General features: G+C 45.3%; 26 protein-coding genes. 11 read left to right on the top strand and 15 right to left on the bottom strand.

Annotated features, from left to right (window positions below):
* Positions 1–2: 2 nt before the first annotated feature.
* Entirely contained in the window at positions 3–713 is a 711-nt protein-coding gene (locus C2759_RS05405) for a queuosine precursor transporter (protein WP_215353676.1), read from the top strand.
* 101 nt (positions 714–814) lie between these two features.
* Positions 815–2,422, top strand: a complete 1,608-nt coding sequence (locus C2759_RS05400; protein ID WP_215327195.1) for an ABC-F family ATPase — start codon at positions 815–817, stop codon at positions 2,420–2,422.
* Positions 2,423–2,426: 4 nt separating this feature from the next.
* On the opposite strand, the gene C2759_RS05395 is transcribed toward C2759_RS05400, so the two are convergent.
* The 8 genes from C2759_RS05395 to C2759_RS05360 all read right to left on the bottom strand — a co-directional run bounded on the left by C2759_RS05395 (position 2,427) and on the right by C2759_RS05360 (position 7,947).
* The gene (locus C2759_RS05395; RefSeq protein WP_215353674.1) at positions 2,427–2,675 is read right to left on the bottom strand and encodes a DUF1289 domain-containing protein; all 249 of its coding nucleotides are present in this window, start codon (positions 2,673–2,675) and stop codon (positions 2,427–2,429) included.
* Positions 2,672–3,844, bottom strand: a complete 1,173-nt coding sequence (locus tag C2759_RS05390; RefSeq protein ID WP_215353672.1) for a GNAT family N-acetyltransferase — start codon at positions 3,842–3,844, stop codon at positions 2,672–2,674. The genes C2759_RS05395 and C2759_RS05390 overlap by 4 nt, the downstream gene beginning before the upstream one ends.
* Before the next feature lie 17 nt (positions 3,845–3,861).
* The gene (gloA, locus tag C2759_RS05385) at positions 3,862–4,248 is read right to left on the bottom strand and encodes a lactoylglutathione lyase (RefSeq protein ID WP_215353670.1); all 387 of its coding nucleotides are present in this window, start codon (positions 4,246–4,248) and stop codon (positions 3,862–3,864) included.
* A gap of 99 nt (positions 4,249–4,347) precedes the next feature.
* Positions 4,348–5,142: a peptidylprolyl isomerase gene (locus C2759_RS05380; RefSeq protein ID WP_215353669.1), complete on the bottom strand. Its 795-nt coding sequence runs from the start codon at positions 5,140–5,142 to the stop codon at positions 4,348–4,350.
* 50 nt (positions 5,143–5,192) lie between these two features.
* Entirely contained in the window at positions 5,193–5,477 is a 285-nt protein-coding gene (locus C2759_RS05375) for a BolA family transcriptional regulator (RefSeq protein WP_215353667.1), read from the bottom strand.
* Positions 5,474–6,022: a septation protein A gene (locus tag C2759_RS05370; protein ID WP_215353665.1), complete on the bottom strand. Its 549-nt coding sequence runs from the start codon at positions 6,020–6,022 to the stop codon at positions 5,474–5,476. The genes C2759_RS05375 and C2759_RS05370 overlap by 4 nt, the downstream gene beginning before the upstream one ends.
* 27 nt (positions 6,023–6,049) lie before the next feature.
* The gene (msrB, locus tag C2759_RS05365; protein ID WP_215353663.1) at positions 6,050–6,463 is read right to left on the bottom strand and encodes a peptide-methionine (R)-S-oxide reductase MsrB; all 414 of its coding nucleotides are present in this window, start codon (positions 6,461–6,463) and stop codon (positions 6,050–6,052) included.
* A 17-nt stretch (positions 6,464–6,480) separates the two neighbouring features.
* On the bottom strand, positions 6,481–7,947 hold the full coding sequence (locus C2759_RS05360; RefSeq protein ID WP_215353661.1) for a YdiU family protein: 1,467 nt from the start codon (positions 7,945–7,947) through the stop codon (positions 6,481–6,483).
* A gap of 55 nt (positions 7,948–8,002) precedes the next feature.
* Between C2759_RS05360 and C2759_RS05355 the strand changes: the two genes are divergently transcribed.
* Positions 8,003–8,488, top strand: coding sequence for a PaaI family thioesterase (locus tag C2759_RS05355; RefSeq protein WP_215353659.1), 486 nt, complete (start codon positions 8,003–8,005; stop codon positions 8,486–8,488).
* A gap of 19 nt (positions 8,489–8,507) precedes the next feature.
* On the opposite strand, the gene C2759_RS05350 is transcribed toward C2759_RS05355, so the two are convergent.
* The gene (locus C2759_RS05350; protein ID WP_215353658.1) at positions 8,508–9,365 is read right to left on the bottom strand and encodes an NRDE family protein; all 858 of its coding nucleotides are present in this window, start codon (positions 9,363–9,365) and stop codon (positions 8,508–8,510) included.
* A 27-nt stretch (positions 9,366–9,392) separates the two neighbouring features.
* On the bottom strand, positions 9,393–10,400 hold the full coding sequence (locus C2759_RS05345) for a folate-binding protein YgfZ (protein ID WP_215353656.1): 1,008 nt from the start codon (positions 10,398–10,400) through the stop codon (positions 9,393–9,395).
* Between C2759_RS05345 and mltG the strand changes: the two genes are divergently transcribed.
* The 6 genes from mltG (at position 10,399) to C2759_RS05315 (ending at position 15,396) form a co-directional block, all read left to right on the top strand.
* On the top strand, positions 10,399–11,493 hold the full coding sequence (mltG, locus tag C2759_RS05340; protein ID WP_251366911.1) for an endolytic transglycosylase MltG: 1,095 nt from the start codon (positions 10,399–10,401) through the stop codon (positions 11,491–11,493). The two genes, C2759_RS05345 and mltG, sit on opposite strands and share 2 nt — an antisense overlap.
* 5 nt (positions 11,494–11,498) lie before the next feature.
* The gene (gene tmk, locus C2759_RS05335; RefSeq protein ID WP_215353654.1) at positions 11,499–12,137 is read left to right on the top strand and encodes a dTMP kinase; all 639 of its coding nucleotides are present in this window, start codon (positions 11,499–11,501) and stop codon (positions 12,135–12,137) included.
* A complete protein-coding gene (locus C2759_RS05330; protein ID WP_251366910.1) occupies positions 12,138–13,283 on the top strand; it encodes a DNA polymerase III subunit delta' in 1,146 nt (381 codons plus the stop codon). It begins immediately after the preceding gene.
* A gap of 11 nt (positions 13,284–13,294) precedes the next feature.
* Positions 13,295–14,083, top strand: a complete 789-nt coding sequence (locus C2759_RS05325) for a TatD family hydrolase (RefSeq protein WP_215353652.1) — start codon at positions 13,295–13,297, stop codon at positions 14,081–14,083.
* Positions 14,080–14,778 carry an ankyrin repeat domain-containing protein gene (locus C2759_RS05320; protein ID WP_215353651.1) on the top strand — a complete coding sequence of 233 codons (699 nt, stop codon included), beginning with the start codon at positions 14,080–14,082 and terminating at the stop codon, positions 14,776–14,778. Before C2759_RS05325 ends, C2759_RS05320 begins: the two co-directional genes overlap by 4 nt.
* A 78-nt stretch (positions 14,779–14,856) precedes the next feature.
* The gene (locus C2759_RS05315) at positions 14,857–15,396 is read left to right on the top strand and encodes an ion channel (protein ID WP_215353649.1); all 540 of its coding nucleotides are present in this window, start codon (positions 14,857–14,859) and stop codon (positions 15,394–15,396) included.
* 33 nt (positions 15,397–15,429) lie between these two features.
* On the opposite strand, the gene C2759_RS05310 is transcribed toward C2759_RS05315, so the two are convergent.
* From C2759_RS05310 to gcl, 5 genes are all read right to left on the bottom strand, one after another.
* The gene (locus tag C2759_RS05310; protein WP_251366909.1) at positions 15,430–16,401 is read right to left on the bottom strand and encodes a DUF3108 domain-containing protein; all 972 of its coding nucleotides are present in this window, start codon (positions 16,399–16,401) and stop codon (positions 15,430–15,432) included.
* Between the two features lie 39 nt (positions 16,402–16,440).
* Entirely contained in the window at positions 16,441–17,028 is a 588-nt protein-coding gene (locus C2759_RS05305; protein ID WP_215353648.1) for a YqiA/YcfP family alpha/beta fold hydrolase, read from the bottom strand.
* Between the two features lie 10 nt (positions 17,029–17,038).
* Positions 17,039–17,935, bottom strand: coding sequence for a 2-hydroxy-3-oxopropionate reductase (glxR, locus tag C2759_RS05300; RefSeq protein ID WP_371816894.1), 897 nt, complete (start codon positions 17,933–17,935; stop codon positions 17,039–17,041).
* A 50-nt stretch (positions 17,936–17,985) separates the two neighbouring features.
* The gene (hyi, locus tag C2759_RS05295) at positions 17,986–18,765 is read right to left on the bottom strand and encodes a hydroxypyruvate isomerase (RefSeq protein ID WP_215353645.1); all 780 of its coding nucleotides are present in this window, start codon (positions 18,763–18,765) and stop codon (positions 17,986–17,988) included.
* Positions 18,766–18,827: 62 nt separating this feature from the next.
* Complete coding sequence (gcl, locus tag C2759_RS05290; protein ID WP_215356577.1) at positions 18,828–20,618, bottom strand: glyoxylate carboligase; 1,791 nt, start codon at positions 20,616–20,618, stop codon at positions 18,828–18,830.
* A gap of 127 nt (positions 20,619–20,745) precedes the next feature.
* On the opposite strand from gcl, the gene C2759_RS05285 reads away from it, so the two are divergent.
* Positions 20,746–21,687 carry a LysR family transcriptional regulator gene (locus C2759_RS05285; protein ID WP_215356576.1) on the top strand — a complete coding sequence of 314 codons (942 nt, stop codon included), beginning with the start codon at positions 20,746–20,748 and terminating at the stop codon, positions 21,685–21,687.
* Between the two features lie 112 nt (positions 21,688–21,799).
* Positions 21,800–22,396 (top strand): hypothetical protein, encoded by a 597-nt coding sequence (locus C2759_RS05280; protein WP_215356575.1) that lies wholly within the window; start codon positions 21,800–21,802, stop codon positions 22,394–22,396.
* Positions 22,397–22,422: the final 26 nt, after the last annotated feature.

Genomic DNA, 22,422 nt, shown 5'->3' with positions numbered 1-22,422 from the left:
ATATGGACGCACCTAGACGTCACCATCGCTACTACGACCTGATATTGGCTGCCTTTGTGGTGGTCTTGTTATGCTCCAATTTTATTGGTGCCGGCAAGGCCGCAACGTTAGATTTACCTTATTTTGGTAACGTCACCTTCGGAGCTGGAATCCTCTTTTTCCCAATCGCCTATTTCTTTGGCGATATATTGACTGAGGTTTATGGCTACGCTTACGATCGCCGTGCAGTTTGGGCAGGGTTTGCAGCACTTGCCTTTGCAGCGATCATGGCCCAACTAGTGATTGCTTTGCCTGTCGCCCCAGGCTCGTACATGGCTAACTACCAGCAGGGTATGGAGACGGTATTTGGCAATTCTTGGCGGGTAGCACTTGCCTCCATGATTGCTTTTTGCTGCGGTAGTTTCGTCAATAGCTACACCCTGGCAAAAATGAAGATCCTGACCCAAGGGCGCCATCTGTGGATGCGCACTATTGGCTCTACCGCTTGCGGAGAGTTGGTCGACTCTTCACTGTTCTATATGCTGGCTTTTTACGGGCTGTGGCCTATAAATGAGGTCTTGGCTGTCGCTGCATCTCAATACGTCCTAAAGACTGCCTGGGAGGTTCTAGCAACCCCTTTAACCTATTGGGTGATTGGTTTTCTCAAGCGTAAGGAAAATCAGGATCACTACGATATTCATACTGATTTCACGCCATTTAAGCTGAAAGTCTAATTTACGGCTTTTTTAGCCGCAAGCCGTTAAAATAATGCTCTTTGATGCATTGGCTACATCCGCATCCTCGAATTGACCTATCAGAAAGTAAGAATACATCCGTGCTGTCCGCATCTAATATCACTATGCAGTTTGGGGCAAAACCCCTGTTTGAAAACATTTCCGTTAAGTTTGGTGGCGGTAATCGCTATGGCCTCATTGGCGCCAACGGTTGCGGTAAATCCACTTTCATGAAAATTTTGGGTGGCGAGCTAGAGCCAACCAGCGGAAATGTGAGTCTCGATCCTGGCATTCGCTTGGGTAAATTGCGCCAAGACCAATTCGCTTACGAAGATCAGCGCGTACTCGACGTGGTGATGATGGGCCATGAAGAAATGTGGAAAGCAGCTGCAGAGCGTGATGCGATCTATGCAAACCCCGATGCCACTGACGAAGATTACATGAAGGCTGCTGAACTCGAGGGCAGTTATGCAGAGTATGGTGGTTACACGGCGGAAGCTAAAGCAGGGGAGTTGTTATTGGGAATTGGTATTCCGATTGAGCAACACAATGGACCGATGAGTGCCGTGGCTCCGGGCTGGAAATTGCGCGTATTGTTGGCGCAAGCCTTGTTCTCTGATCCAGATGTATTGCTACTGGATGAGCCAACCAATAACTTGGATATTCACTCTATCCATTGGCTTGAAGATATTCTGAACCAAATTAAGAGCACGATTGTCATCATTTCCCATGATCGCCACTTCCTCAATGAGGTATGCACGCATATGGCGGATATGGACTTCGGCACTCTGAAAGTTTATCCAGGTAACTATGACTCCTACATGTTGGCCTCTGTTCAGGCTCGCGCACAACAGCTAAGCTCCAACGATAAGGCTAAGGAAAAGATTGCTGAATTAGCAGCTTTCGTGGCCCGATTCTCTGCAAATGCATCGAAGGCGCGTCAGGCTACTTCACGTCAAAAGCAATTAGAGAAAATTGAGATTGTTGAAATAAAACCTTCTTCGCGTCAGAACCCATTTATTCGTTTTGATTCTGAGAAGAAGTTGCACAATATGGCGGTTGAGTGTAATGCGCTCTCCAAAGCATATGACCGTCCTATTTTTAAGAACTTCAAGATCGGCATCCGCGCTGGTGAAAAGATTGCCATCATTGGTCAGAATGGCGCTGGCAAGACAACGCTGCTGAAGACTATTCTTAGCAAACGCTTTAGTGGGATTTCAGCAGATAGCGGTGATGTGAAGTGGGCGGAGAATGCTAACGTTGGTGTCATGCCTCAGGACAATACCGAGATGTTCGCAAAAGACGAATTGCTCATGGATTGGATGAATGAATGGCGTAATACTGGTGACGATGATCAGGTCATTCGTGGCACCTTAGGTCGCCTCTTATTTTCTGGCGATGACATCGGTAAGTCTGTCAAAGTGCTGTCTGGCGGCGAAAAGGGTCGCATGATTTGGGGTAAGTTGATGCTACAAAAGCACAACGTGCTTGCAATGGATGAGCCAACTAACCACATGGATATGGAATCGATCGAGAGTTTGCAAATTGCCCTTGAGAAATACGAAGGCACTTTAATTTTCGTATCTCATGATCGTGAGTTTGTCTCAGCGTTAGCTAATCGCATTCTAGAAGTGAAGATGGATGGAACGATTGCTGACTACTCAGGAACCTACGAAGAGTACTTACGCAGCCAAGCTTTGGCTGGTTAAATACTTACTTAATTTGACGTTGGAAGCGCATTGCAGTGCCCTCTGTACGAATGCGTTTCCATACGGCATCCTTTTCTTCTTGGCTGAAGAAGACCCAATTACTGACTTCACCTAGGGTGCGACCACAGCCTTGGCAGACATCATCGTAAAGCGTGGTGCAGACCCCAATGCAAGGGGAGTCAGAGCTATCATCACCAACAGCTAAAGAATTGGCTCCAGCTTGTTCTGGTGCGTTGTTATTGGATTCGGTCATGGCTGTACTTTAGACGATTTCAAAGGAATGCGTTGCTCGAGCTCATCAACATAGGCTGCCATTCCTTCACATTCACGCTCTAAAAAACGCTTCACTGCATTGGAAAAGCCGGCATCTGTTATCCAATGCGCTGATTGCAGAGTGGTTGGTAAAAAACCTCTAGCCATCTTATGTTCGCCTTGAGCGCCACCTTCAAATATCTTGATACCTTCCTCAATGCAATACTCAATTGCTTGGTAATAAGCCAATTCAAAATGTAGGCAGGGGATATGCTCGACTGCACCCCAATAACGTCCGTATGCTTTTGAATTCGGACGATCGACTACCAGCAACGATGAGGCGATTGGCCTCTCATCCTGAATGGCAATGATGAGATGAAAATTCTCAGGCATATCCCTTCCAAGAGTTTGGATACATTCTTCCGTTAAATAAGGAGAAGAGCGATGCTCGATATACGTATTTTCATAGCAGCGATAAAAGAATGCCCAATCGTCTTTACTGGCTTGCGCTCCTGGAATATGTCGATAGCTGATTTTGTGCATGGCTACAGATGCACGCTCCCGCCGAATATTTTTTCGACGTTTCATTGTGAGATCTGCAAGAAACTGTTCAAAATCTTGGTAACCCGTATTCTGCCAATGAAACTGTACCGAGTTACGCAACATAAATCCTTGCTTCTCTAGCTCTAATAACTCACCACTCTCAGGAAAGAGGACATGGGCAGAAGAGAGTGCGTTTTGACCAACCAGTGTCTTTAATCCAGCAACTAAAGTCTGTTGTACTGCGCTCTTATCAGATGTTTGCGCTACGAGTAGTCTAGGCCCGCGTACTGGAGTAAAGGGGATAGCAGACAATGCCTTGGGATAGTAAGGCATGCCGTTTTGCTCGTAGGCTTGAGCCCAAGCCCAGTCAAAAACAAACTCTCCATAGGAGTGTTGCTTTAGATAAAGTGGCATGGCACCCAGCAGTCTTGAATCAGAGTCCTCAACGAGCAAGTGCGCAACTTGCCATCCAGTATTACCACCTACACATTTGCTTACTTCTAATGTATTGAGAAATGCATACTTTAGAAATGGGCCTGCTTCCGGGGATAGCAGGGCGTTCCAATCATCCTCAGCAATTTGCGAAAGACTATCAATAACTCGGAGTTGGAGGGCGCTTTGCTTCAACTAGCTTAAAAGAAATACTAGCGTTGAATTAATTCAATTTTGTAGCCGTCAGGGTCTGTGACGAAGGCGATGACGGTATTACCACCCATGACTGGACCAGCCTCACGCGTTACATTCCCGCCAGCAGCCTTGATTTTTTCACAAGCAGCATAGGCATCAGCAACGCCAATCGCAATGTGGCCGTAGGCGTCACCAAGCTGGTAACTCTCAACACCATGGTTGTAAGTGAGCTCAATCTCAGATTGACCATCTACATTCCCTTTACCGAAACCTACAAACGCGAGAGAATATTTTTGCTCTGGCCTCTCAGTGCTACGAAGCAGGTTCATTCCTAAAACTTTGGTATAGAAATCGATCGAACGAGTCATATTGCCGACCCTGAGCATAGTGTGGAGAATCATCATCCTATCAATATAAAGCTAAATCCAGTTTCTCGTTAGCCAAGAAAAAACCCAGGGGGTTGACCTGGGTTCATAAGTTAGTAAGCTACAAAATCAATTTACTTATTGGATTTTGGCTTTTGCACGAAGCTTTTGCATCAACTCAGAGAACTTTGCTTTTTGCCAATTTTGATCTGCTGTGATCATCTGCTTAAGCTGGTCTTTGATTTCCTCCATGCTTGGTGCTTTGACATCGCGAATATCATCCATCTTGATGATGTGCCAGCCGTACTGGGTCTTGACTGGTTTGTCTGTAATTTGACCTTTTTTGAGCTGCACCATCGCTTTAGAAAATTCTGGAACAAGCGCTTTATCGCTTACCCAGCCCAGATCTCCACCGTTCGGTGCAGAGCCAGGATCTTTTGATTTTTCTTTAGCAATTTGGGCAAAATTGCCCCCGGCCTTAATTTGGGCGGTAAGCGCTTTTGCATCTGCTTCATTTTCTACCAGAATATGTTCTACGTGATATTCCTTACCAGTGTATTGCCCTTTAACTTGCTCGTAAGCAGCCTTTAACTCGGCCTCAGTTACGCCCTCTCTTTCAACGAAGTCTTCAAACACGGCAGCAATGAGCACGCCCATTTTGGACTGCTCCAATTGGTCTCGAACGGATTCCTTTTGTGTGATGCCACGGTTATTGGCTTCTTGCAAAATGAGCTCACGAGTCACTAGCATTTCTCTACCCTGATCTCGCACTTGGGGATTATCTAGTTGATTCGATTTTTGAATTAATTTATCTAGCTGCGCCTTCGGAATTGGCTTGCCATTAACAATGGCTGCGTTTTGGGCATAAACGGCTGTTGATAAAAGTGCAGCGCTGAAAGCGCTGATGGTCAAAATTTGGCGTGTGTTAAACATAGGTAAGGGAGTTAAATATTGGTAAATAAGAATCTTAAAGCAATCTGCTTTTAGTGGGTACTTTCACTAGGGGTATATGCCAGAATGGTCAAAGCATGAATTGCATCAGGAAAGTGGCTATTTAAAGCAGCGTAGATAGCTCTATGACGGGCTACCTTAGTCATTCCCTCGAATTCTGGAGCTACGATGGTCAGTTTAAAGTGACCTCCGCCAGAAGCGGCGCCCGCATGACCTGCATGAAGATGGCTTTCATCTTCAATTTGTAAATGGCCCACCTGAAATGCTGACCTGAGATCAGATTCAAATAGGGCAATGCGTGCTTGGTTGATATTCATTCTGTAGGGTGCTCCATGTGACGAGTGAGCCAAACCCCTTGAAGAATCACAAATACAACTAGCAATCCAGTGCTGCCAAAGAGCTTAAAGTTGACCCACGTTTCTTCTGAGTACTCAAAAGCAATATAGAGATTGAGAGCGCCCATAAAAAAGAAAAAGGTTGCCCAGGCCATATTCACCTGATGCCAAACTGATTTTGATCTGGGTTCTTTCAGGGTAATTTGTTTACCCATCAACACTTGAATCCAGTTTTTTTGAAAAAATTGAGCGCTAATAAATAGAGCGGCTGCGAAGAGCCAGTAAAGCGCAGTGGGTTTCAGTTGAATGAAAGTCTTATCGTGCAAGAAAATGGTTAGGCTGCCAAATACCAGAATCATGACAAGGCTTACCCATTGCATGGCATCAATCTTACGATGTCGGTAATACACCCAGAGTATCTGGCCAATGGTGGCAACCATCGCTACGATAGTTGCAGTGTAGATATCACCAAATTTAAAGGCGATAAAAAAGAGGATGATCGGGAATAGGTCAAATAGAAATTTCATGGGCTTGATTATCCAGCTATTTATAAGCTATTCCGCTTTAATTGGGGCGGCATTCTCAGAAGGTTCAAATGCTAAGGATGCTGAATTGATGCAATAGCGCAGCCCAGTAGGTTGTGGGCCATCTTCAAATACGTGTCCTAAATGGGCATCACATGCAGTGCAGCGCACCTCAGTGCGAATCATTCCATGGCTTGCATCCCGAATTTCTGTAATGACCTCATTGTTTTCTGGTGCGTTGTAGCTAGGCCAGCCACACCCAGCATCAAACTTAGTTGAAGATTGAAATAGAGGGGTATCACAGCAAATGCAGCGATATTGACCGGCAGTCCAGTGATCCCAGAATTCACCAGAAAACGGCCTTTCTGTTGCAGCCTCTCGGGTCACTCGATATTGAATATCGCTCAGTGATTTTTTATATTCTTGATCTGTTTTCTTGTTCATGGCTCAAAGGTAGTAGGTTATGAGGAGCAGCTGACTTCTATACGCTGCATGTCGACGGGTGGCGCTTTCGCATAATGTTCAAAAGCCGCTTGTTCATCAAAGGGTTTGCTGAGTATGAGCTGCAATTGTTCGATTTCAGAAAAATCATCTTGTTGTGCTTTTTCAATTGCAGCTTGAGCGAGGTGATTCCTTAGGATGTATTTTGGGTTGATTTGGTCCATCATTCTTTTTCTGACTTCGTCATTCAATATTTCAGATTGAAGTCTATTGAGGTAGTCGGTAAACCATTGATCAATATTCTCACGATCGTCGAATTCATCTCTCAGAATAATCTCTGTCGACCGAGAGTCTCTTTGGATATTACTAAGCTGACGGAAAAATGTGGTGAAGTCTACTTTTGAATCATGCATCGCTTGTAAGAGGCGTTCAATGAGCTCAATATCACTATCTTGCTCTAACTGCAGGCCCAATTTAGAGCGGAATATGTGTTGCCATTCCTTTGCATAAACCACTGGGAAATCTTCGAGCGCTGTACGTAAAAGAGCTTGGGATTCTTCCGTTGAATGCTCTAGTTCAAGCAGGGGAAGCATGGCGCTAGCAAGGCAGGCCATATTCCAATGCATGATTTGTGGCTGGCGATGATAGGCATATCTACCGCCATGATCGCTGTGGTTACAAATATGATCTATTTCAAAGTGATCCAGAAATCCAAATGGTCCATAGTCAATGGTGAGACCGAGGATGCTGATGTTGTCGCTATTTAAGACGCCATGACAAAATCCTACTGATTGCCATTGAGCAACCAATTTGGCATTGCGAGCGCTGATTTCTTTAAATAGATTTAAATAGGGATCTTTTTTAGTAAGGCACTCTGGATAGAATTCGCTCATCAGAAGATCCGCTAGCTCTTTAAGGCGGACAGTATTTTGAAGTGAGGCAAAGTGTTCAAAGTGTCCGACCCGAATAAAACTTGGGGCAATGCGTGAACACACTGCTACGGTCTCCACCTTTTCTCTAATAACGCGCTGCTTTGATCCGACTACCGAAAGGGCTCTGCTGGTGGGTATGCCTAAGGCATGCATTGCTTCGCTACAGAGGAACTCACGGATAGAAGATCTTAAGACAGCTCTGCCATCACCCATTCTGGAGTAGTGAGTCTTACCAGCCCCTTTCAGTTGGAGCTCAAGCTGATTTATATCGCCTAGCAGGATGGCACGACCATCGCCTAATTGACCTGCCCATGACCCAAATTGATGGCCACTATAGGCAGTTGAAATCGGATTGGAGAATGTGAGCCCACCGACATTGAGTTGATTTCCCGCTAAAAGTTCAAGCCAATCAGGATCCTTGGGTAAGCCAGTGGCTCCGAGTTCAAGGAGTACTAGTTTGGCAGCAGATGCTGAAAACGCAACCCAGTAGGGATTGGATATAGGGGTAGGTGGGGTTGGCTGGCATACATCGTCGCCACGGAGCGTAAAAGGCATATTTTGTATTCTATGGGTAATTCACAAGCGTCGCAGAAGCCTCTAAAATGACCCTATGACAAATAAAGTACAACTCAATGTAGAAACTCAACTTGCCAACCTAGGTGAAGAGCTTAACGTTCCCTTTTTAAAGCTTCTAGGCGTGCGACTAATCACTGCTGAAATGGGTAAAGGCGAAATACTCCTAGCCCTCAAGCCAGAGCATACCAATACTTGGGATGTGGCTCATGGTGGCGTTTTGCTCACGTTGATGGATGTTGCCATGGCTGTTGCTGCACGCTCAAGTGATCCTGGTGATCGAAGTGTTGTGACCGTGGAGATGAAAAATAACTTCATGCAGGCTGCTAATGGCATCTTGCGTGTAAAAGCGGATACCGTACGTCGCACTGCCACGATGGCTTTTTGCGAGGCCAAACTTTATAACGATCAGGGCGAGATCTGCTGTATGTCAACTGGGACGTTTCAGTTTATCAAGCGACTGGCAAGTAAAAATGCAAATGGTGAACGAGTCATTAATGAGGACTCCCGTCAGCAAAAATAATTCAGCGCTGTTCAGTCGCCTATACCGAAAGGTTGGATCCCGGTGCAGCAGTAAGCTCACCGGTGACAACATCGTGACCTACAGTGCCATTGGCATCGAATCGTCTTTCCACCATCTCAAACTGACCATCTTTGCGAACACGCAAAATGGTGCTTGAACGCGTTCCATAGCTTGGAGTCTTAATAAACGCAGCAGATAAAGCTTTTTCCCAATCTGGACTCACGCCGGTATTCGGAAGCTCTTGTGGGCTTGCTTCATGAGTATCTGCCAATAAGCGCAGATAGTGATCTGCATTTTTGAGTTGCCCACTGTCCATTGCCAAGGTTTGAGCGAACGCTGCTACCCGGTGGTTTACTTTAGGCCATGGTGTATCGAGCATTGCGTTTGACAGGCCATAGACTCCAGGGCTTAGTGCTTGCTCAGGAAAAACTTTTCTTGGGCGGATGCTTTGACCCATCATGAGGCGATTACTTACCCAATGCATTTCCGCATTCTCTGGATCGCTCAGATCAGCCATCAGTAAATTAAATCCGTTGTACAGCTCAAACCGTTTTGCATTCTCTTGGATGTAAGCCTGCGGCTTGTGCTGACCCGTAAGATAGTGCAGGCTGAGCTCACCACGAGTTCTTGCGTCAGGATTTTTTTCGCTCGGCGCTCTGACATTGGTCAACGCAGCAAAACGTCCTGTCTTGGTGAAGCCCAGCCAAGTTCCAGGACTACCTAATACATCCGCTCGGTCTTTACCAGCCAATACATGAGGGTGCTCAGACCACCAACCCATGGGGTCAGTATCGCGTTCATAAAATTCATCCCGATTTGCCGCAACCACCAAAGGGTAGTCTGGATGCGATTTCCAGGCAAAGAGAATTAAGCACATAGCATTATGAGTGGAGTTGGAATGAGATTAAATTTCTAATAAGGGGTAGGGGAGAGAATCTGGTGTTAAGACCGGCCCATCGTTTGCACCAAGATGTATAGCTCCAATTTCAAGAGCATCAAGCTTACATTCAATCTGAAGATCAATACGTGCTGAATTTGTTGCATTGGCAGCAGCCAGCACTACCATGCCACATGGCTGACTAGCATCACCTTCTTGAAATAATTCCACACCTGGTTTAGCCAGTTCCAATGCAGTTACGCTGGTATCGATATGCGCGAGTTGGAGTCTACGTTTTACTGCGCCACGGTATTGGCTTCGCGCAACAATTTCTTGACCCGGATAGCAGCCTTTTTTGAAATCTACGCCAGCAACGGATTCAAAGTTAATCATCTGCGGAACAAATTGCTCCTGAGTCGCCAAGACAATTCTGGGGATGGCGCTCAATACCTCTAAAGAATTCCACTGATCTAGTGAGGCCTGATCTATTGATGACGGTGTTGGCCCCACCTTTTTGCGGGCAATCAGAGTACGCTGAAAAGATTGATCTTGAGCAAGTACATCAGGCATTCGCAAGGCAAGAGAGTCTTTGGGTAGATTGGTTGATTGACTAGCATCCTCGTTTTGATAAGTACCTAAAACTTCCCAGTCATCTGAGGCATCCACCACTTTTACTTTTGAGCGAAGTACGTACATTGATAATCGTTTTGCAGTGCTCGCTGCAATATCTTTGGAAACAAAAAGGGCAAAACGGTCGTCCGAATCAACTGATTCAGGAAATAAGCCAAGCCAAGCACTAGCCAGTAGACGCCCTTTGGGGCTGCAATAGCCAACTAGTCGAACAGAATCGTGGCTTTGCGCAATATCACCCAGCAAGGTGCGCTTGAGGCTAAGTACGGAGTTGCTTAACTGGCTTTGTAGCAAGGCTGCAGCATCAGCCCCCTGGACCAAGATCAGGCCCCAATGGCTTAGGGGGGTAAAACCAGAGTTCAGGCTGGAGGCGGGCATGGCGATGTTTTTTGGGATTGGGGTCATGAGCTTTTATCATATCTCGATGAGCAGAAAATTTCAGAGAAGTCTTTTTATTAATCCCTCAAAAGGTGGGCTATGGAAATCCTGTGCCCTCATTTTCTTTTCCTTACTGCTGATCTTGTACGGAGCCATCTTTTTATGGCCAGTTGTGCCAGCCACATCAAATGTTGATAAGGGAGCTGCCTACAAAGTCAAGATTACTCCCCAATCTGGCCTATCTGCAATTGCAGGTCAGTTATCAGAGCAGGGAGTATCTACAAATGTAGTTACTTTACAAGTGGCAGCAAGAGTGCTTTTAGTTGGCTCTAAGTTAAAACCGGGAACCTATCTGTTGGCTCCCCGTGCTAGCTTGGGAAATATCTTGTTGCAAATAGCCCGTGGTGATCGAGTTCGAGAGAGTGTAGCCATCATTCCTGGTATGACCATATGGCAACTGAGAAACCTGATTGATCAACATCCCGCGCTAATTCATCAAACTAAAGGTATGAGTTCAAAAGAGCTGTTGATGACCATTGGACTGAATTACCCAGGCGATGAGGGACTCTTTTATCCAGATACCTATATTTTTGACCCGGATGATTCAGATACTTCAATCTATCGAAGGGCTTCACAGGCGATGCAAAGGCAGCTAAGAACTGCTTGGGAGCAAAGGGACCCAGCCACACCCTTAAAAACTCCTTATGACCTACTTATTTTGGCCTCGATTGTGGAAAAAGAGACGGGGCGCTCAAGCGATAGGTCTTTGGTCTCAGCGGTTTTCGTCAATCGCCTCAATTTGAAGATGCCTTTACAGACCGATCCAACCGTCATTTACGGAATTGGCCCCAAATTTGATGGCAATCTTCGAAAAACAGATTTGCGCAAGGACAGTCCCTACAATACTTATATGAACAAGGGTTTGCCACCAACGCCAATAGCGATGCCGAGTAAGGAGTCTCTCCTTGCTGTGGTTCATCCGGCAAAAAGTGACGCGGTATATTTTGTGGCGCGTGGGGATGGCACTAGCCATTTCTCGAAAACATACAAAGAGCATGAAAGCGCAGTTGATCAGTTTCAACGTAAACGCAATTCTTCCACTCAAGCAAAGCCACAATAATCGTTATGACAGATCAATCTCTAGGTTATTTCATTAGCTTCGAAGGTATCGATGGCGCGGGTAAAAGCACGCACATTGAATCTTTTAGCAACTTGATTAAACAGCGGCATCCTGATCGCGATGTTGTGATGACTAGGGAGCCTGGTGGTACCCAATTAGGCGAACAACTTCGCGCCCTATTACTTGATGCGCCAATGAATTTGGAAACTGAGGCGCTGCTGATGTTTGCTGCTCGTCGGGAACATATTGCACAAGTGATAGAGCCAGCATTGAAAGCAGGAAAGATTGTGATTTCCGATCGCTTCACAGATGCGAGTTTTGCTTATCAAGGTGGCGGTCGCGGCTTAAGCCTAGCAAAGTTAAACGACTTGGAGAAATGGGTTCAGGGTCGTCCCGATGGTTCATTACTTCAACCGGATCTGACCTTCCTTTTTGATTTACCTGGTTCGGTTGCTGAAGGTAGGAGGTCGAAGGTAAGGGCGCCCGATAAATTTGAAAAAATGGATTTGGATTTTTTTGAAAAAGTTCGTCAAGAGTATTTACGTAGAGCAAAGGCAGATCCAAATCGCTTTTATCTAGTCGATGCTACCCAAACACCAGAAGCTATTTGGCTTGAGCTCGAGTCATTGAAGATGAAGCTCTAAATGAGTATTGTGATGTTTCCAAATGAGTTGGTCAAGAAAATAGCGCCATGGCTTGAGCCTGTCTGGGATAGCATGAACTTGGCTGCATTGCCTAATGCAGTTCTGATTCATGGTCAATCCGGTATCGGTAAGTTTGAGTTTTCTATTGAATTGGCTAAAGCGCTTTTATGTGAGACATCTGCTGCCATCAAGCCTTGCAATCAATGTGAAGCCTGTCGGTGGTTTGATTCCGGCAACCACCCTGACTTTATTGCTCTAGTGCCAGAAACGCATAGCAAGCTTTTGCCACAGGGTGATTTTGATTCAGATGCTGAATCCCCAAAAAAATCCAAGGCTAGTCAAGCTGATGGCGATGGTGATGCGCCCGAGAAAAAAGAAAAGAAGAGCATTTCTATTGAAGATGCCCGCAGTGCAATTGAAGGGCTGTCTATTGGGACTCACCGTGGCGGAAACCGAGTCATCCTGGTTTATCCCTTAGAAATGCTCAGATCTGACTCCGCGAATACTTTACTGAAGTCTCTTGAAGAGCCCCCCAAAAATACGATCTTTATTTTGCTAGCAGATCGCCTTGATCGCGTGTTGCCAACTATTCGCTCTCGCTGTCGTTTACTGTCCGCACCCCGACCAGATCGATTGAGCGGGCTCAGTTGGTTGCGCACTCAGCTGAGCACGATTCCTGGTTTAAAAATGAGTGATGCCGATGTCGAGTCGATCTATGACGAGCAGGGTGGGGCACCTTATGCAGTTTTAGACTCCTTAATTGCGCGTCACAATAAAGATGAGAAGGATGAGCTTGCGATTGCCATTCAGGCATCAAATTATTTATTGCAAGCGATGTCGCAGGGCGCTCGAATCAATTGGCTAGACGCTGCTGAAAGGACGCAAAAAGCCCGATATTCAGTTTTGCTGGCTACTATGCAGCGGTGGGTCTCTGATTTGCAAAGCTGCGCCCAAATGGGTGCGCCGCGCTATTACCCTAAGCATTATACTGCCATCAAGACGCTTGCACAACAAGCGCGACTACCAAAGCTACTCCGCTTCTGGAAGTCTCTGTTACAGGCTCGGCGCCATGAAAATCACCCGCTGGCTACCCGCATTCAACTAGAGGCATTGCTTTCTCAGTACCAGCAGGTATTTGAAGACTAAAATAGCGAGTCATGTTTATAGACTCACATTGCCATCTCGATTTCCCCGAATTTCAAACCCGCCTACCTGAGGTGTTATCGAATATGGCCGCCTGCAAGGTGAGTCATGCTTTGTGCGTATCAGTAGATATTCCGGACTTTCCTAAGGTACGAAAGCTAGCCGAAGATCATCCTCATTTGTATGCCTCGGTTGGGGTACATCCGGATTACGAAGATACGCCAGAGCCTAGTTTTGAATTCCTGGTCGAGCAAGCAAAGCACCCCAAAATCATTGCGATTGGCGAAACTGGGCTTGATTACTTCCGTATGGGCGATCGCAGCTATGAATCCATGGAATGGCAGAGGGAGCGCTTTAGAACGCACATTCGCGCGGCTATTGAAGCCAAGAAGCCTCTCATCATCCATACGCGATCCTCTTCCGCTGACACCCTCAGAATCCTCAAAGAAGAGGGCGCTGATCAGATTGGCGGTGTAATGCATTGCTTTACAGAAACCACTGAAGTTGCCAGGGCTGCTATTGATATGGGCTTTTACATCTCGTTTTCTGGCATTGTGACTTTTAAGAGCGCCAAGGACCTACAGGAAACCTGTAGGGAAGTTCCTCTGGATCGTATGCTGATTGAGACAGATTCGCCTTATTTGGCCCCAATTCCTTATCGTGGCAAGACGAATGAGCCGGCTTGGGTTTCCAAGGTTGGTGAGTATGTTGCAGAACTAAAGGGTGTTTCTGTTGAATTGCTAGCAGAACAAACTTCAAATAATTTTTTTCAATGTTTTCAGATAAATAGAGCAATATCATGAGAAGTTCTTTTAAAGTTAACCGTCTTTTTCATGCCTACTTATTGTGCTTCTCAGGCTTGATTAGCGCACAAACTGCCGATCAGATTGCGGATTTCACCAAAGCAGCAAAGTTTGATGACGTCTCAGAGGTGCGATCCCTAATCAAGGCAGGCGTTACCCCCAATACATTGGATCCTAAAGGCACTCCCATGTTGATCCTTGCTGTACGGGATAAATCTTTTAAGGTCACGGATTTATTGCTTGCCAATCCAGCTACAGATGTGAATTTGACTAATAAAAGTGGTGAAAATGCGCTCATGTTGGCTGCATTTGATGGCGAACTTGCTTTAGTCAAGAACTTGGTTCTTCAAAAGAAAGCTGCTGTTAATAAGCTTGGTTGGGCACCAATTCACTATGCAGCCACCAATGGCCATTTAGAAATAACTCAGTTTCTAATGGCCAATGGTGCCCAGATTAATGCATTAAGTCCAAGTGAGACAACGCCATTAATGATGTCTATCGGCTCAGGTAATGTCCAGCTGATTAAATACCTACTTGATAATGGCGCGGACTTGCGCATGAGAAATCATGAGGGATATACAGCCATAGATGTTGCTCAATTATTTGGCAAGGATGATATTCGTGATGGCTTAATGTCACGTTGGATAAAGCTCTATAACCAGCCATATCCAGGCGGTCCTAAGAAGACTCCCTGATAAGTGGCATATCTGAATATGCGTATAATCATTATTATGTCAAACAAGAAATGTCACTGGATTTAACGGATAGCATCGATGACTTTTAGCAGCTTATTGGACAAGCTTCCTGGCCTGAACTCCCTCCCCAGCTTCAGCACACTCTTTTCTGAAATTAATGCGGATATGGGCGATAGCGATATCTGGTTCTTGTTATTTCTAACGTGTTTAATGCTCACATTCCATGGTTTGAGCGTTTTATCAATCGCGGGTATTTTTCATTGGATTGACCAAAAACTTGAAAATAAACGGGTCTACGGGGCCAACTTTGTATCGTATTTCGTTGCCATCTTATTGATTATTGTTATTCACCTGCTTGAAATTATTGCTTGGGCCTATATTTGTTTGGGATTGCAGGTATTCCCAACAAACCTGCAAACCCTGTATTTTGCCGGCGAGATGTACACAACTGTTGGCTATGGTAATTACCTTCTGACTGAGCGCTGGCGTATCCTGCCCATCATTATTTCCTTCTCTGGAATCTTTGCTGTATCCATGTCTGGGGCTGCGCTGTACACCATGATGGGTGCTTTATTGGGAAGATCAAACCAAAACCCTAAATCAGGCTCGGGGTTCTAGAGTAGATTAATCTAGTTTTGGCTATCCCTAAGCTTAGTTAAGTAGCCTAGATTTATCGATTGGTGCCCTTTGCTTAAATATAAGCTCTAGGGTACGTCCGTTAGACTCAAGAGAGCGCATTCTGCCTGGAAGCCAATCCAGATCCCTGGCCAGCCAAATATCCACTTGACGCTTAAATTTACTACTCTCTCGCTGCAACAAAGCGTAATGGCGATTAACACCCTTACCCATGCTTGGAATATCTTCTGATTCTTTCTCGCCATAACTTTTAAATTGCCACATTTCGAGCGTGTCATAGTCGACTACAGGAATACTACGAATACTGCCAGCCTCATCAATCTTGTCGCTACCATTTAGTAAAGAGGCTAATTGAAAAAGTAGGCTAAATCGATCTTGAGTGCCTGGCAGTAGATCCGGTGTGAACTCAGGCTTTTCAGAGAAGTACATCTTCCCTCCTCCGCTCTGATCGCGATCAAAGCGAGAATAGCGCGGTGGTTTTGTACCCCGCTGTGTCCAGTAAATGGATGGCGCTATGCCATAGGCATCGACAGTGCCTCTAGATTCAAAAACAAAAGGGCCGACGATGGCGTAAGGTATGTTGATATACAAGCGGTAATTATTGCCCTCAGTAATCCAGTCCAATTGAGCGGCTTGAATGAGTTGCCCATCGACATAGGCATCAAAATAATACGTTCCAGATTCAGGAAGACGAAATGCTTGCCCAGACTGATTGCCCAATGCACCCTGCTCTCCTTTCCCCTGATCTGCTAAAGGATCTGCTGATACTGCGTTAGTTTGCTTGGGTGATGCCTTTTTCTTTGACGCAGTAGTCATTTGGATTTTCTTTGGCGACTCTACCCGAAGATCTGTTTTGATGATGAGATCTTCGGCAATGGGGGGCGCACTACCAAAAGAGAAGAATGGAATCCCAAAAAATAAAATCAGGTGCCCAAACAGCGATAGAAAGATTGCAGCACTTAGAATCCACAGGGATTTTTTTGGCACTAATTGAAACCGATTGCCGATTGCATCCATCAAGAGCGATTAATGCTTAATAAATTCGATTACTGCAGGTAAATGATTGGCGTAGTCAGAAATTCCATGATCGCCACCTTCGAGGATCAGTTGTTTGGCACCAGGGTAAAAAGCCGTCATTTCTTTCCAATCCAACAGTTCATCACCTTTTGCGGCAATTAAAAAATAACGCGTTGGATCTGTAATTGAATCTATCTTTAAAGCACGCAATTCATCGATGTACTCCGCCTTAAAATCAAAAGGGTCTTCGCTGTCATAGGCATTCATCATGCCAACATGGGGCTCTAATTCTCTAGCAGCATACACGGCAGGATTAAGGGCGATGCCTTTGCAATGAAATTTTTCTGCAAGGTAGTTGGTATAAAAACCGCCCAAGGAAGATCCGATGATGACCAAGCGATTAAATTTGGCTTGATTGATGTGTTTGACAACCATCTCCAGGCTCTCTTTTGGAGACGCAAGCAATTGAGGGCAATACCACTCATAAGAATGGCTTTCCGACGAGAGCGCCCTCACCGCCTCGCCAGTCATTATCGCCTTGGTTGAGTTTGGTGAAGACCGAAAGCCATGCAAATAAACAACCAAGGTTACTGCCATACTTCTTCCTCTAGCTTTTTTGACCTATTTCAAAGTTAGCCATTTTTTCTAATGCTTTGACCATAGCAGAATGATCCCACGATTTTCCACCATGTGCTGCACAGGAATTAAATAATTCTTGTGCGCTAGCTGTATTAGGCAAACTAACGCCCAGAGCCTTGGCGCTGCTGAGGGCCAAACTTAAATCTTTTTGGTGAAGTTCAATCCTAAAGCCAGGATCAAAAGTGCGATTGATCATACGCTCACCATGAACTTCCAGTATTTTTGAGCTGGCAAAGCCACCCATTAATGCCTGTCTGACTTTCGCCGGATCAGCTCCCGCCTTAGAGGCAAATACCAAGGCCTCTGCAACCGCTTCGATATTTAAGGCAACAATAATCTGATTGGCCACCTTAGTAACTTGACCAGCACCATTATCGCCAACTAAAGTAATATTTTTTCCCATCAAATCAAAGACAGGTTTCACCTTATCAAATGTGGCTTGCTTACCACCAACCATGATGGTGAGGCTAGCGCCCTTTGCGCCTAATTGGCCACCAGATACAGGAGCATCTAAATATTCACAGCCTAGATCATTGATGCGCTTCGCAAAATCTTTTGTAGAAATGGGGGAGATTGAACTCATGTCAACAACGATCTTGCCCTTGCTGATGCCTGAAGCAATACCGTTCTCTCCAAAAAGTACTTTTTCTACATCAGGAGTATCTGGAACCATCGTAATAATGATGTCTGCCTTAGTTGCAACTTCTGCTGGAGTTGCGCAGAGAACAGCGGCAGTATTGGCTAACTCATCTGGAACTTTGCTACGGGTATTGATAAATAGCTCATGACCTGCTGCAACCAAATGTCCAGCCATTGGCCCACCCATAATGCCCAAACCCACAAAGCCTAGTTTTAATTTACTCATCATTCATTCCTAAATATTTATTGATGTATTGATAGACAGATCAGTTGATATTACTGCTCGTATTGACCCATCCAATGCAGGCCAGCCTCAGTAGTCTTCAAAGGCTTATATTCACAACCGATGTAACCTGTATAACCAAGACGAGTTAATAAATCAAATAAGTAACCGTAGTTAATTTCTCCGGTACCAGGCTCATTACGACCCGGATTATCCGCTAGCTGTATATGGGCGATTCGATCAAAGTACTTTTGTATCGTATTGGCTATCTCACCTTCCATACGCTGAGCATGGTAGATGTCGTATTGCAAAAACGCGTTATCAGCGCCAACTGCATCCAGTATTGCAATACCTTGAGCAGTTTTAGAAAGATAGAAACCAGGGATATCAAAAGTATTGATTGGCTCAATCAACAGTTTTAATCCAGACTTCTTCAGCTCAGCAGCGGCAAACTGTAAATTGCTAACAAAGGTGTCATGAACCAAAGCTGGATCAACACCCTCGGGGGTCTTTCCTGCTAAGCAGTTGAGTTGAGGTACGCCCAAAATACTGGCGTACTCAATTGCCTTGGCAACTCCGGAACGAAACTCAGCAACACGGTTCGGGTGACATGCGATACCCCTCTCCCCTGCGTCCCAATCGCCAGCTGGCAAGTTGTGCAATACCAACTTTAAGGCATTGTTATCTAAAGCGGATTTGATTTCGCTAGCTTCAAAAGCATAAGGAAATAGAAATTCAACGGCTTTGAAACCACCAATCTTGGCTAGCGCAAAACGCTCCAAAAATGGTTTTTCGTTGAACAACATGGTGAGGTTGGCTGCAAACTTGGGCATTCCTATTCCTTAATAACAATCAAATTGGATGATACATGGCTAAATTCAAGGCAATGCCTCGATTACTCTAGAAGGCCGGCAGCTACTAATCCCTCTGTTCCAGCAGGATGACGGCAATCAATATCTTCAAATTCATTGATATTGTTAATCTCGGTACCCATCGCAATATTGGTGATTTTTTCTAAAATGATCTCCACTACTACGGGAACACGATGCTCTTTAGCCATCTTTTGTGCCTCAATCAATGCAGCATTGATTTTATTTGGATCTGAAACTCGGATAGCCTTACAACCAAGCCCTTCAACAACTTGAACGTGATCAACGCCATAGCCCTTCAGGTTGTGATCATCCACGTTGATATTGTCAAAGGCCAGTTGTACGCAGTAATCCATTTCAAAGCCCCGCTGCGCTTGACGGATTAAGCCTAAGTAACTGTTATTCACTAAGACCATGACTAATGGCAAGTTAAATTGTGCGCCAACTGCTAATTCCTCAATCAAGAATTGGAAGTCGTAATCGCCAGCAAGTCCGACTACAGTCTTTGTTGTATCAGAGGCTAATGCACCTAATGCAGCTGGAATTGTCCAGCCTAGAGGACCAGCTTGACCGCAGTTGATCCATTGACGAGCGCCATAGACATGTAAGAATTGTCCACCCGCAATTTGTGACAGACCAATAGTCGATACATATACAGTGTCGCGACCAAATACGGAATTCATTTCTTGATAGACCCGTTGTGGCTTGATAGGTACATTATCAAAGTTGGTTTTACGGAGCATCAAGCTCTTCCGCTCCTGGCAGCGCTCAACCCACTCACTATAGTTAGTAAGCTTGCCTTTTGCTTTCCATTCTTTCGCAACTTCTACAAATAACTCTAGCGCCGCTTTTGCATCCGAAACGATGCCGTAGTCGGGATTAAATACGCGACCAATTTGTGTTGGCTCAATATCAACGTGAATAAACTGACGGTCTTTGCAATACACATCGATTGATCCTGTATGACGGTTAGCCCAGCGGTTACCGATACCTAAAACAAGATCACTAGCTAGCATGGTGGCATTGCCATAACGGTGGGAGGTTTGAAGTCCAACCATACCCGCCATGAGTGGATGATCATCTGGAATAGTGCCCCAACCCATAAGCGTTGGAATCACCGGAATGCCAGTCAATTCTGCAAACTCTACCAACAGTGCATCTGCATCAGCGTTAATAATTCCACCACCAGCAACAATTAATGGCTTCTTGGCCGACATTAGCATTCCCAGCGCTTTTTCAATCTGCTTGCGGCTAGCTGCTGGTTTGTATACCGGCAATGGCTCATAGGTATCGATATCAAATTCAATTTCAGCCAATTGAACATCAATCGGTAAATCAATTAATACAGGACCGGGACGGCCTGAACGCATCACATGAAATGCCTGCTGGAAAACTCGTGGAACTAAGCCAGGCTCACGAACTGTTACAGACATCTTCGTTACTGGTTTAGAAATCGTCTCGATATCAACAGCCTGAAAATCTTCTTTGTAAAGACGAGCACGTGGAGCTTGTCCAGTAATGCAGAGAATAGGAATGGAGTCAGCACTTGCTGAATACAGTCCAGTAATCATGTCCGTACCAGCTGGGCCGGAAGTGCCGATGCAAACGCCAATATTGCCTGCCTTAGCCCTTGTATAACCCTCAGCCATGTGTGAAGCGCCTTCAACGTGTCGGGCTAGGATGTGAGTAATCGACTGACGCTCACGCAACTGGGCGTAGAGTGGATTAATAGCGGCTCCAGGAACACCAAAAGCAGTGGTGATGCCCTCTTTTTCCATTACAAGAACTGCTGCCATTGCGGCTTTCATTTTGGCCATGATGTTTCCCTCGCTGTTAAGAATGGATACATCATCAACACTTAACGATGAAATGAGAATGCCATCCACCATCATATGAGCTATTCCAAAATGGAATACCTAAACTAAATCCAGTTAGAATTCATATATGGATCGTATTCAGGGAATAGCCCTTTTTGTTCGAGTTGTAGAAACCGGCTCATTTAGCAAGGCTGCAGCTAGCCTGGGCATTACTCAGCCCACTGCAACTAAACACATTGCCTTTTTAGAAAAGCGTCTCGGCTCCCTTTTATTGCATCGCAGCACAAGGGGGGTCACCCCAACGGAAATTGGTGCGATCTACTATGAAAAATGCAAAATCATTTCAAGGGAGCTTGAGGAAGCAGACAATCTGGCCGCCCTACTCCAAGGAGAAACGCAGGGTAAGTTGACTATTAATTCTTCGGTCGCCTTTGGGCGACGTATTTTGACTCCATTGGTACTGCAATTTATGAGTCAAAACCCAAAATTAGAGGTGCATTTGAGTCTTGAGGATAAATACGTCAATTTGGTTGAAAGTGGTGTTGATCTTGCAATCCGCATGGGTCGCCTCGCAGACTCCTCTTTGGGCTCGCGCTATTTAGGTTTAAATCCATGGGTCTTGGTTGCCAGCCCAGAGTACTTAAAGCAGCATGGCATTCCAAATCATCCAGAGGATTTGACTGCACATCAGGCCTTAATCTATAGCTCAGTTCAAGATAATCACCGCTGGCACTTTAGTGGAGGTGACGGCGAGACCGTCTCGATACCCGTTAAGGGCCCGCTCTACTCAAATAACCTATCCGCTCTACTGGCAGCGACCATCGGGAACATGGGCTTGGCTACCATCCCTTGGTATGTCGCTTACCACTCTATCAATAAGGGCACCTTAAAGCCCATACTGACTGATTGGAGCCTGCCCTCCCAAGAAATTCACGCGGTATTTTCATCGCCTCGTTTGGTCCCGGGCAAGGTGAGTAAGTGTATCGACTGGTTGCAATGTCATTTTTCTGGCAACTGGTGGGAGCAACTTGAGGCTCAAAGGCTCCCAAGTGATTCGATTGGTACATAGGGTCAACTGTTTTCTACTAATTTACCCCCATTCATCTGTGTGCTTGCTAACAGAATTTTGCAACTGAAATACGCTAATATCGTTATAGAAAAACTTAATATCAAGGAAAGTTATGAAAATTAAAATCGCCCAAATTACCCTAGTAGCCGCCACATTATTGACTACCCCAGTATTAGTAATGGCACAGGCGCCTGCTGCAAATGCTGTAGTGGTGGACGCAGCTGTGACTGACAATATTTTCCAATTGTACGAAGGTACTGTTACGAAGATTGATAAGAAAACACGCACGATTTTCTTCAAAAATAATGATGGTGAATCCAAGTTTATTGCCGGTCCTGAAATTAAGAGTTTTGATCAGATAAAAGTAGGTGACCGACTCAATGTGACCTACGAACTTGCTGTTGCAATAGAGCTGATTAAGACCAAAAGCGATGGCATTCGCAGCAAAGTGGAAACTGCTTCTGAGGTAACTTCAAAGCCTGGTGAAAAACCAACACGCACCATCACAAACACCACGACCATTATTGCGGACATCATCGCTGTTGATCGCCCTAAGAAATTGGTCTCAGTTAAAGGTCCAAGTGGCAAAGTTACTGTTGTTACCGTAAAGAACCCGCAGTTGCTAGCAGATGTTAATGTTGGTGAGCAGGTTCGAGTGATTTACTTTGATGCGATGGCCGCGTCGATTACGCCTCCAAAGAAGAAGTAATTTAAAAAAGTATGCATTAATAGCAA

Source organism: Polynucleobacter sp. MG-Unter2-18, assembly GCF_018687675.1.
In the GTDB taxonomy this organism is placed as follows: domain Bacteria; phylum Pseudomonadota; class Gammaproteobacteria; order Burkholderiales; family Burkholderiaceae; genus Polynucleobacter.
The sequence above is the reverse complement of the archived record's forward strand: the minus strand, read 5'-3'. Positions and strand labels throughout refer to the sequence as shown.

What these genes read in the sequence shown, in the direction of transcription:
- C2759_RS05285 (WP_215356576.1), top strand. Translation starts at nt 20,746, where the DNA reads ATGGATCGTATTCAGGGAATAGCCCTTTTTGTTCGAGTTGTAGAAACC.
- C2759_RS05320 (WP_215353651.1), top strand. Translation starts at nt 14,080, where the DNA reads ATGAGAAGTTCTTTTAAAGTTAACCGTCTTTTTCATGCCTACTTATTG.
- C2759_RS05305 (WP_215353648.1), bottom strand. Translation starts at nt 17,028, where the DNA reads ATGGCAGTAACCTTGGTTGTTTATTTGCATGGCTTTCGGTCTTCACCA.
- tmk (WP_215353654.1), top strand. Translation starts at nt 11,499, where the DNA reads ATGACAGATCAATCTCTAGGTTATTTCATTAGCTTCGAAGGTATCGAT.
- C2759_RS05325 (WP_215353652.1), top strand. Translation starts at nt 13,295, where the DNA reads ATGTTTATAGACTCACATTGCCATCTCGATTTCCCCGAATTTCAAACC.
- C2759_RS05355 (WP_215353659.1), top strand. Translation starts at nt 8,003, where the DNA reads ATGACAAATAAAGTACAACTCAATGTAGAAACTCAACTTGCCAACCTA.
- C2759_RS05330 (WP_251366910.1), top strand. Translation starts at nt 12,138, where the DNA reads ATGAGTATTGTGATGTTTCCAAATGAGTTGGTCAAGAAAATAGCGCCA.
- C2759_RS05315 (WP_215353649.1), top strand. Translation starts at nt 14,857, where the DNA reads ATGACTTTTAGCAGCTTATTGGACAAGCTTCCTGGCCTGAACTCCCTC.
- C2759_RS05405 (WP_215353676.1), top strand. Translation starts at nt 3, where the DNA reads ATGGACGCACCTAGACGTCACCATCGCTACTACGACCTGATATTGGCT.
- mltG (WP_251366911.1), top strand. Translation starts at nt 10,399, where the DNA reads ATGAGCTTTTATCATATCTCGATGAGCAGAAAATTTCAGAGAAGTCTT.
- gcl (WP_215356577.1), bottom strand. Translation starts at nt 20,618, where the DNA reads ATGGCCAAAATGAAAGCCGCAATGGCAGCAGTTCTTGTAATGGAAAAA.
- C2759_RS05395 (WP_215353674.1), bottom strand. Translation starts at nt 2,675, where the DNA reads ATGACCGAATCCAATAACAACGCACCAGAACAAGCTGGAGCCAATTCT.
- C2759_RS05350 (WP_215353658.1), bottom strand. Translation starts at nt 9,365, where the DNA reads ATGTGCTTAATTCTCTTTGCCTGGAAATCGCATCCAGACTACCCTTTG.
- C2759_RS05370 (WP_215353665.1), bottom strand. Translation starts at nt 6,022, where the DNA reads ATGAAATTTCTATTTGACCTATTCCCGATCATCCTCTTTTTTATCGCC.
- C2759_RS05280 (WP_215356575.1), top strand. Translation starts at nt 21,800, where the DNA reads ATGAAAATTAAAATCGCCCAAATTACCCTAGTAGCCGCCACATTATTG.
- C2759_RS05360 (WP_215353661.1), bottom strand. Translation starts at nt 7,947, where the DNA reads ATGCCTTTTACGCTCCGTGGCGACGATGTATGCCAGCCAACCCCACCT.
- msrB (WP_215353663.1), bottom strand. Translation starts at nt 6,463, where the DNA reads ATGAACAAGAAAACAGATCAAGAATATAAAAAATCACTGAGCGATATT.
- hyi (WP_215353645.1), bottom strand. Translation starts at nt 18,765, where the DNA reads ATGCCCAAGTTTGCAGCCAACCTCACCATGTTGTTCAACGAAAAACCA.
- C2759_RS05375 (WP_215353667.1), bottom strand. Translation starts at nt 5,477, where the DNA reads ATGAATATCAACCAAGCACGCATTGCCCTATTTGAATCTGATCTCAGG.
- C2759_RS05345 (WP_215353656.1), bottom strand. Translation starts at nt 10,400, where the DNA reads ATGACCCCAATCCCAAAAAACATCGCCATGCCCGCCTCCAGCCTGAAC.
- gloA (WP_215353670.1), bottom strand. Translation starts at nt 4,248, where the DNA reads ATGATGATTCTCCACACTATGCTCAGGGTCGGCAATATGACTCGTTCG.
- glxR (WP_371816894.1), bottom strand. Translation starts at nt 17,935, where the DNA reads ATGAGTAAATTAAAACTAGGCTTTGTGGGTTTGGGCATTATGGGTGGG.
- C2759_RS05380 (WP_215353669.1), bottom strand. Translation starts at nt 5,142, where the DNA reads ATGTTTAACACACGCCAAATTTTGACCATCAGCGCTTTCAGCGCTGCA.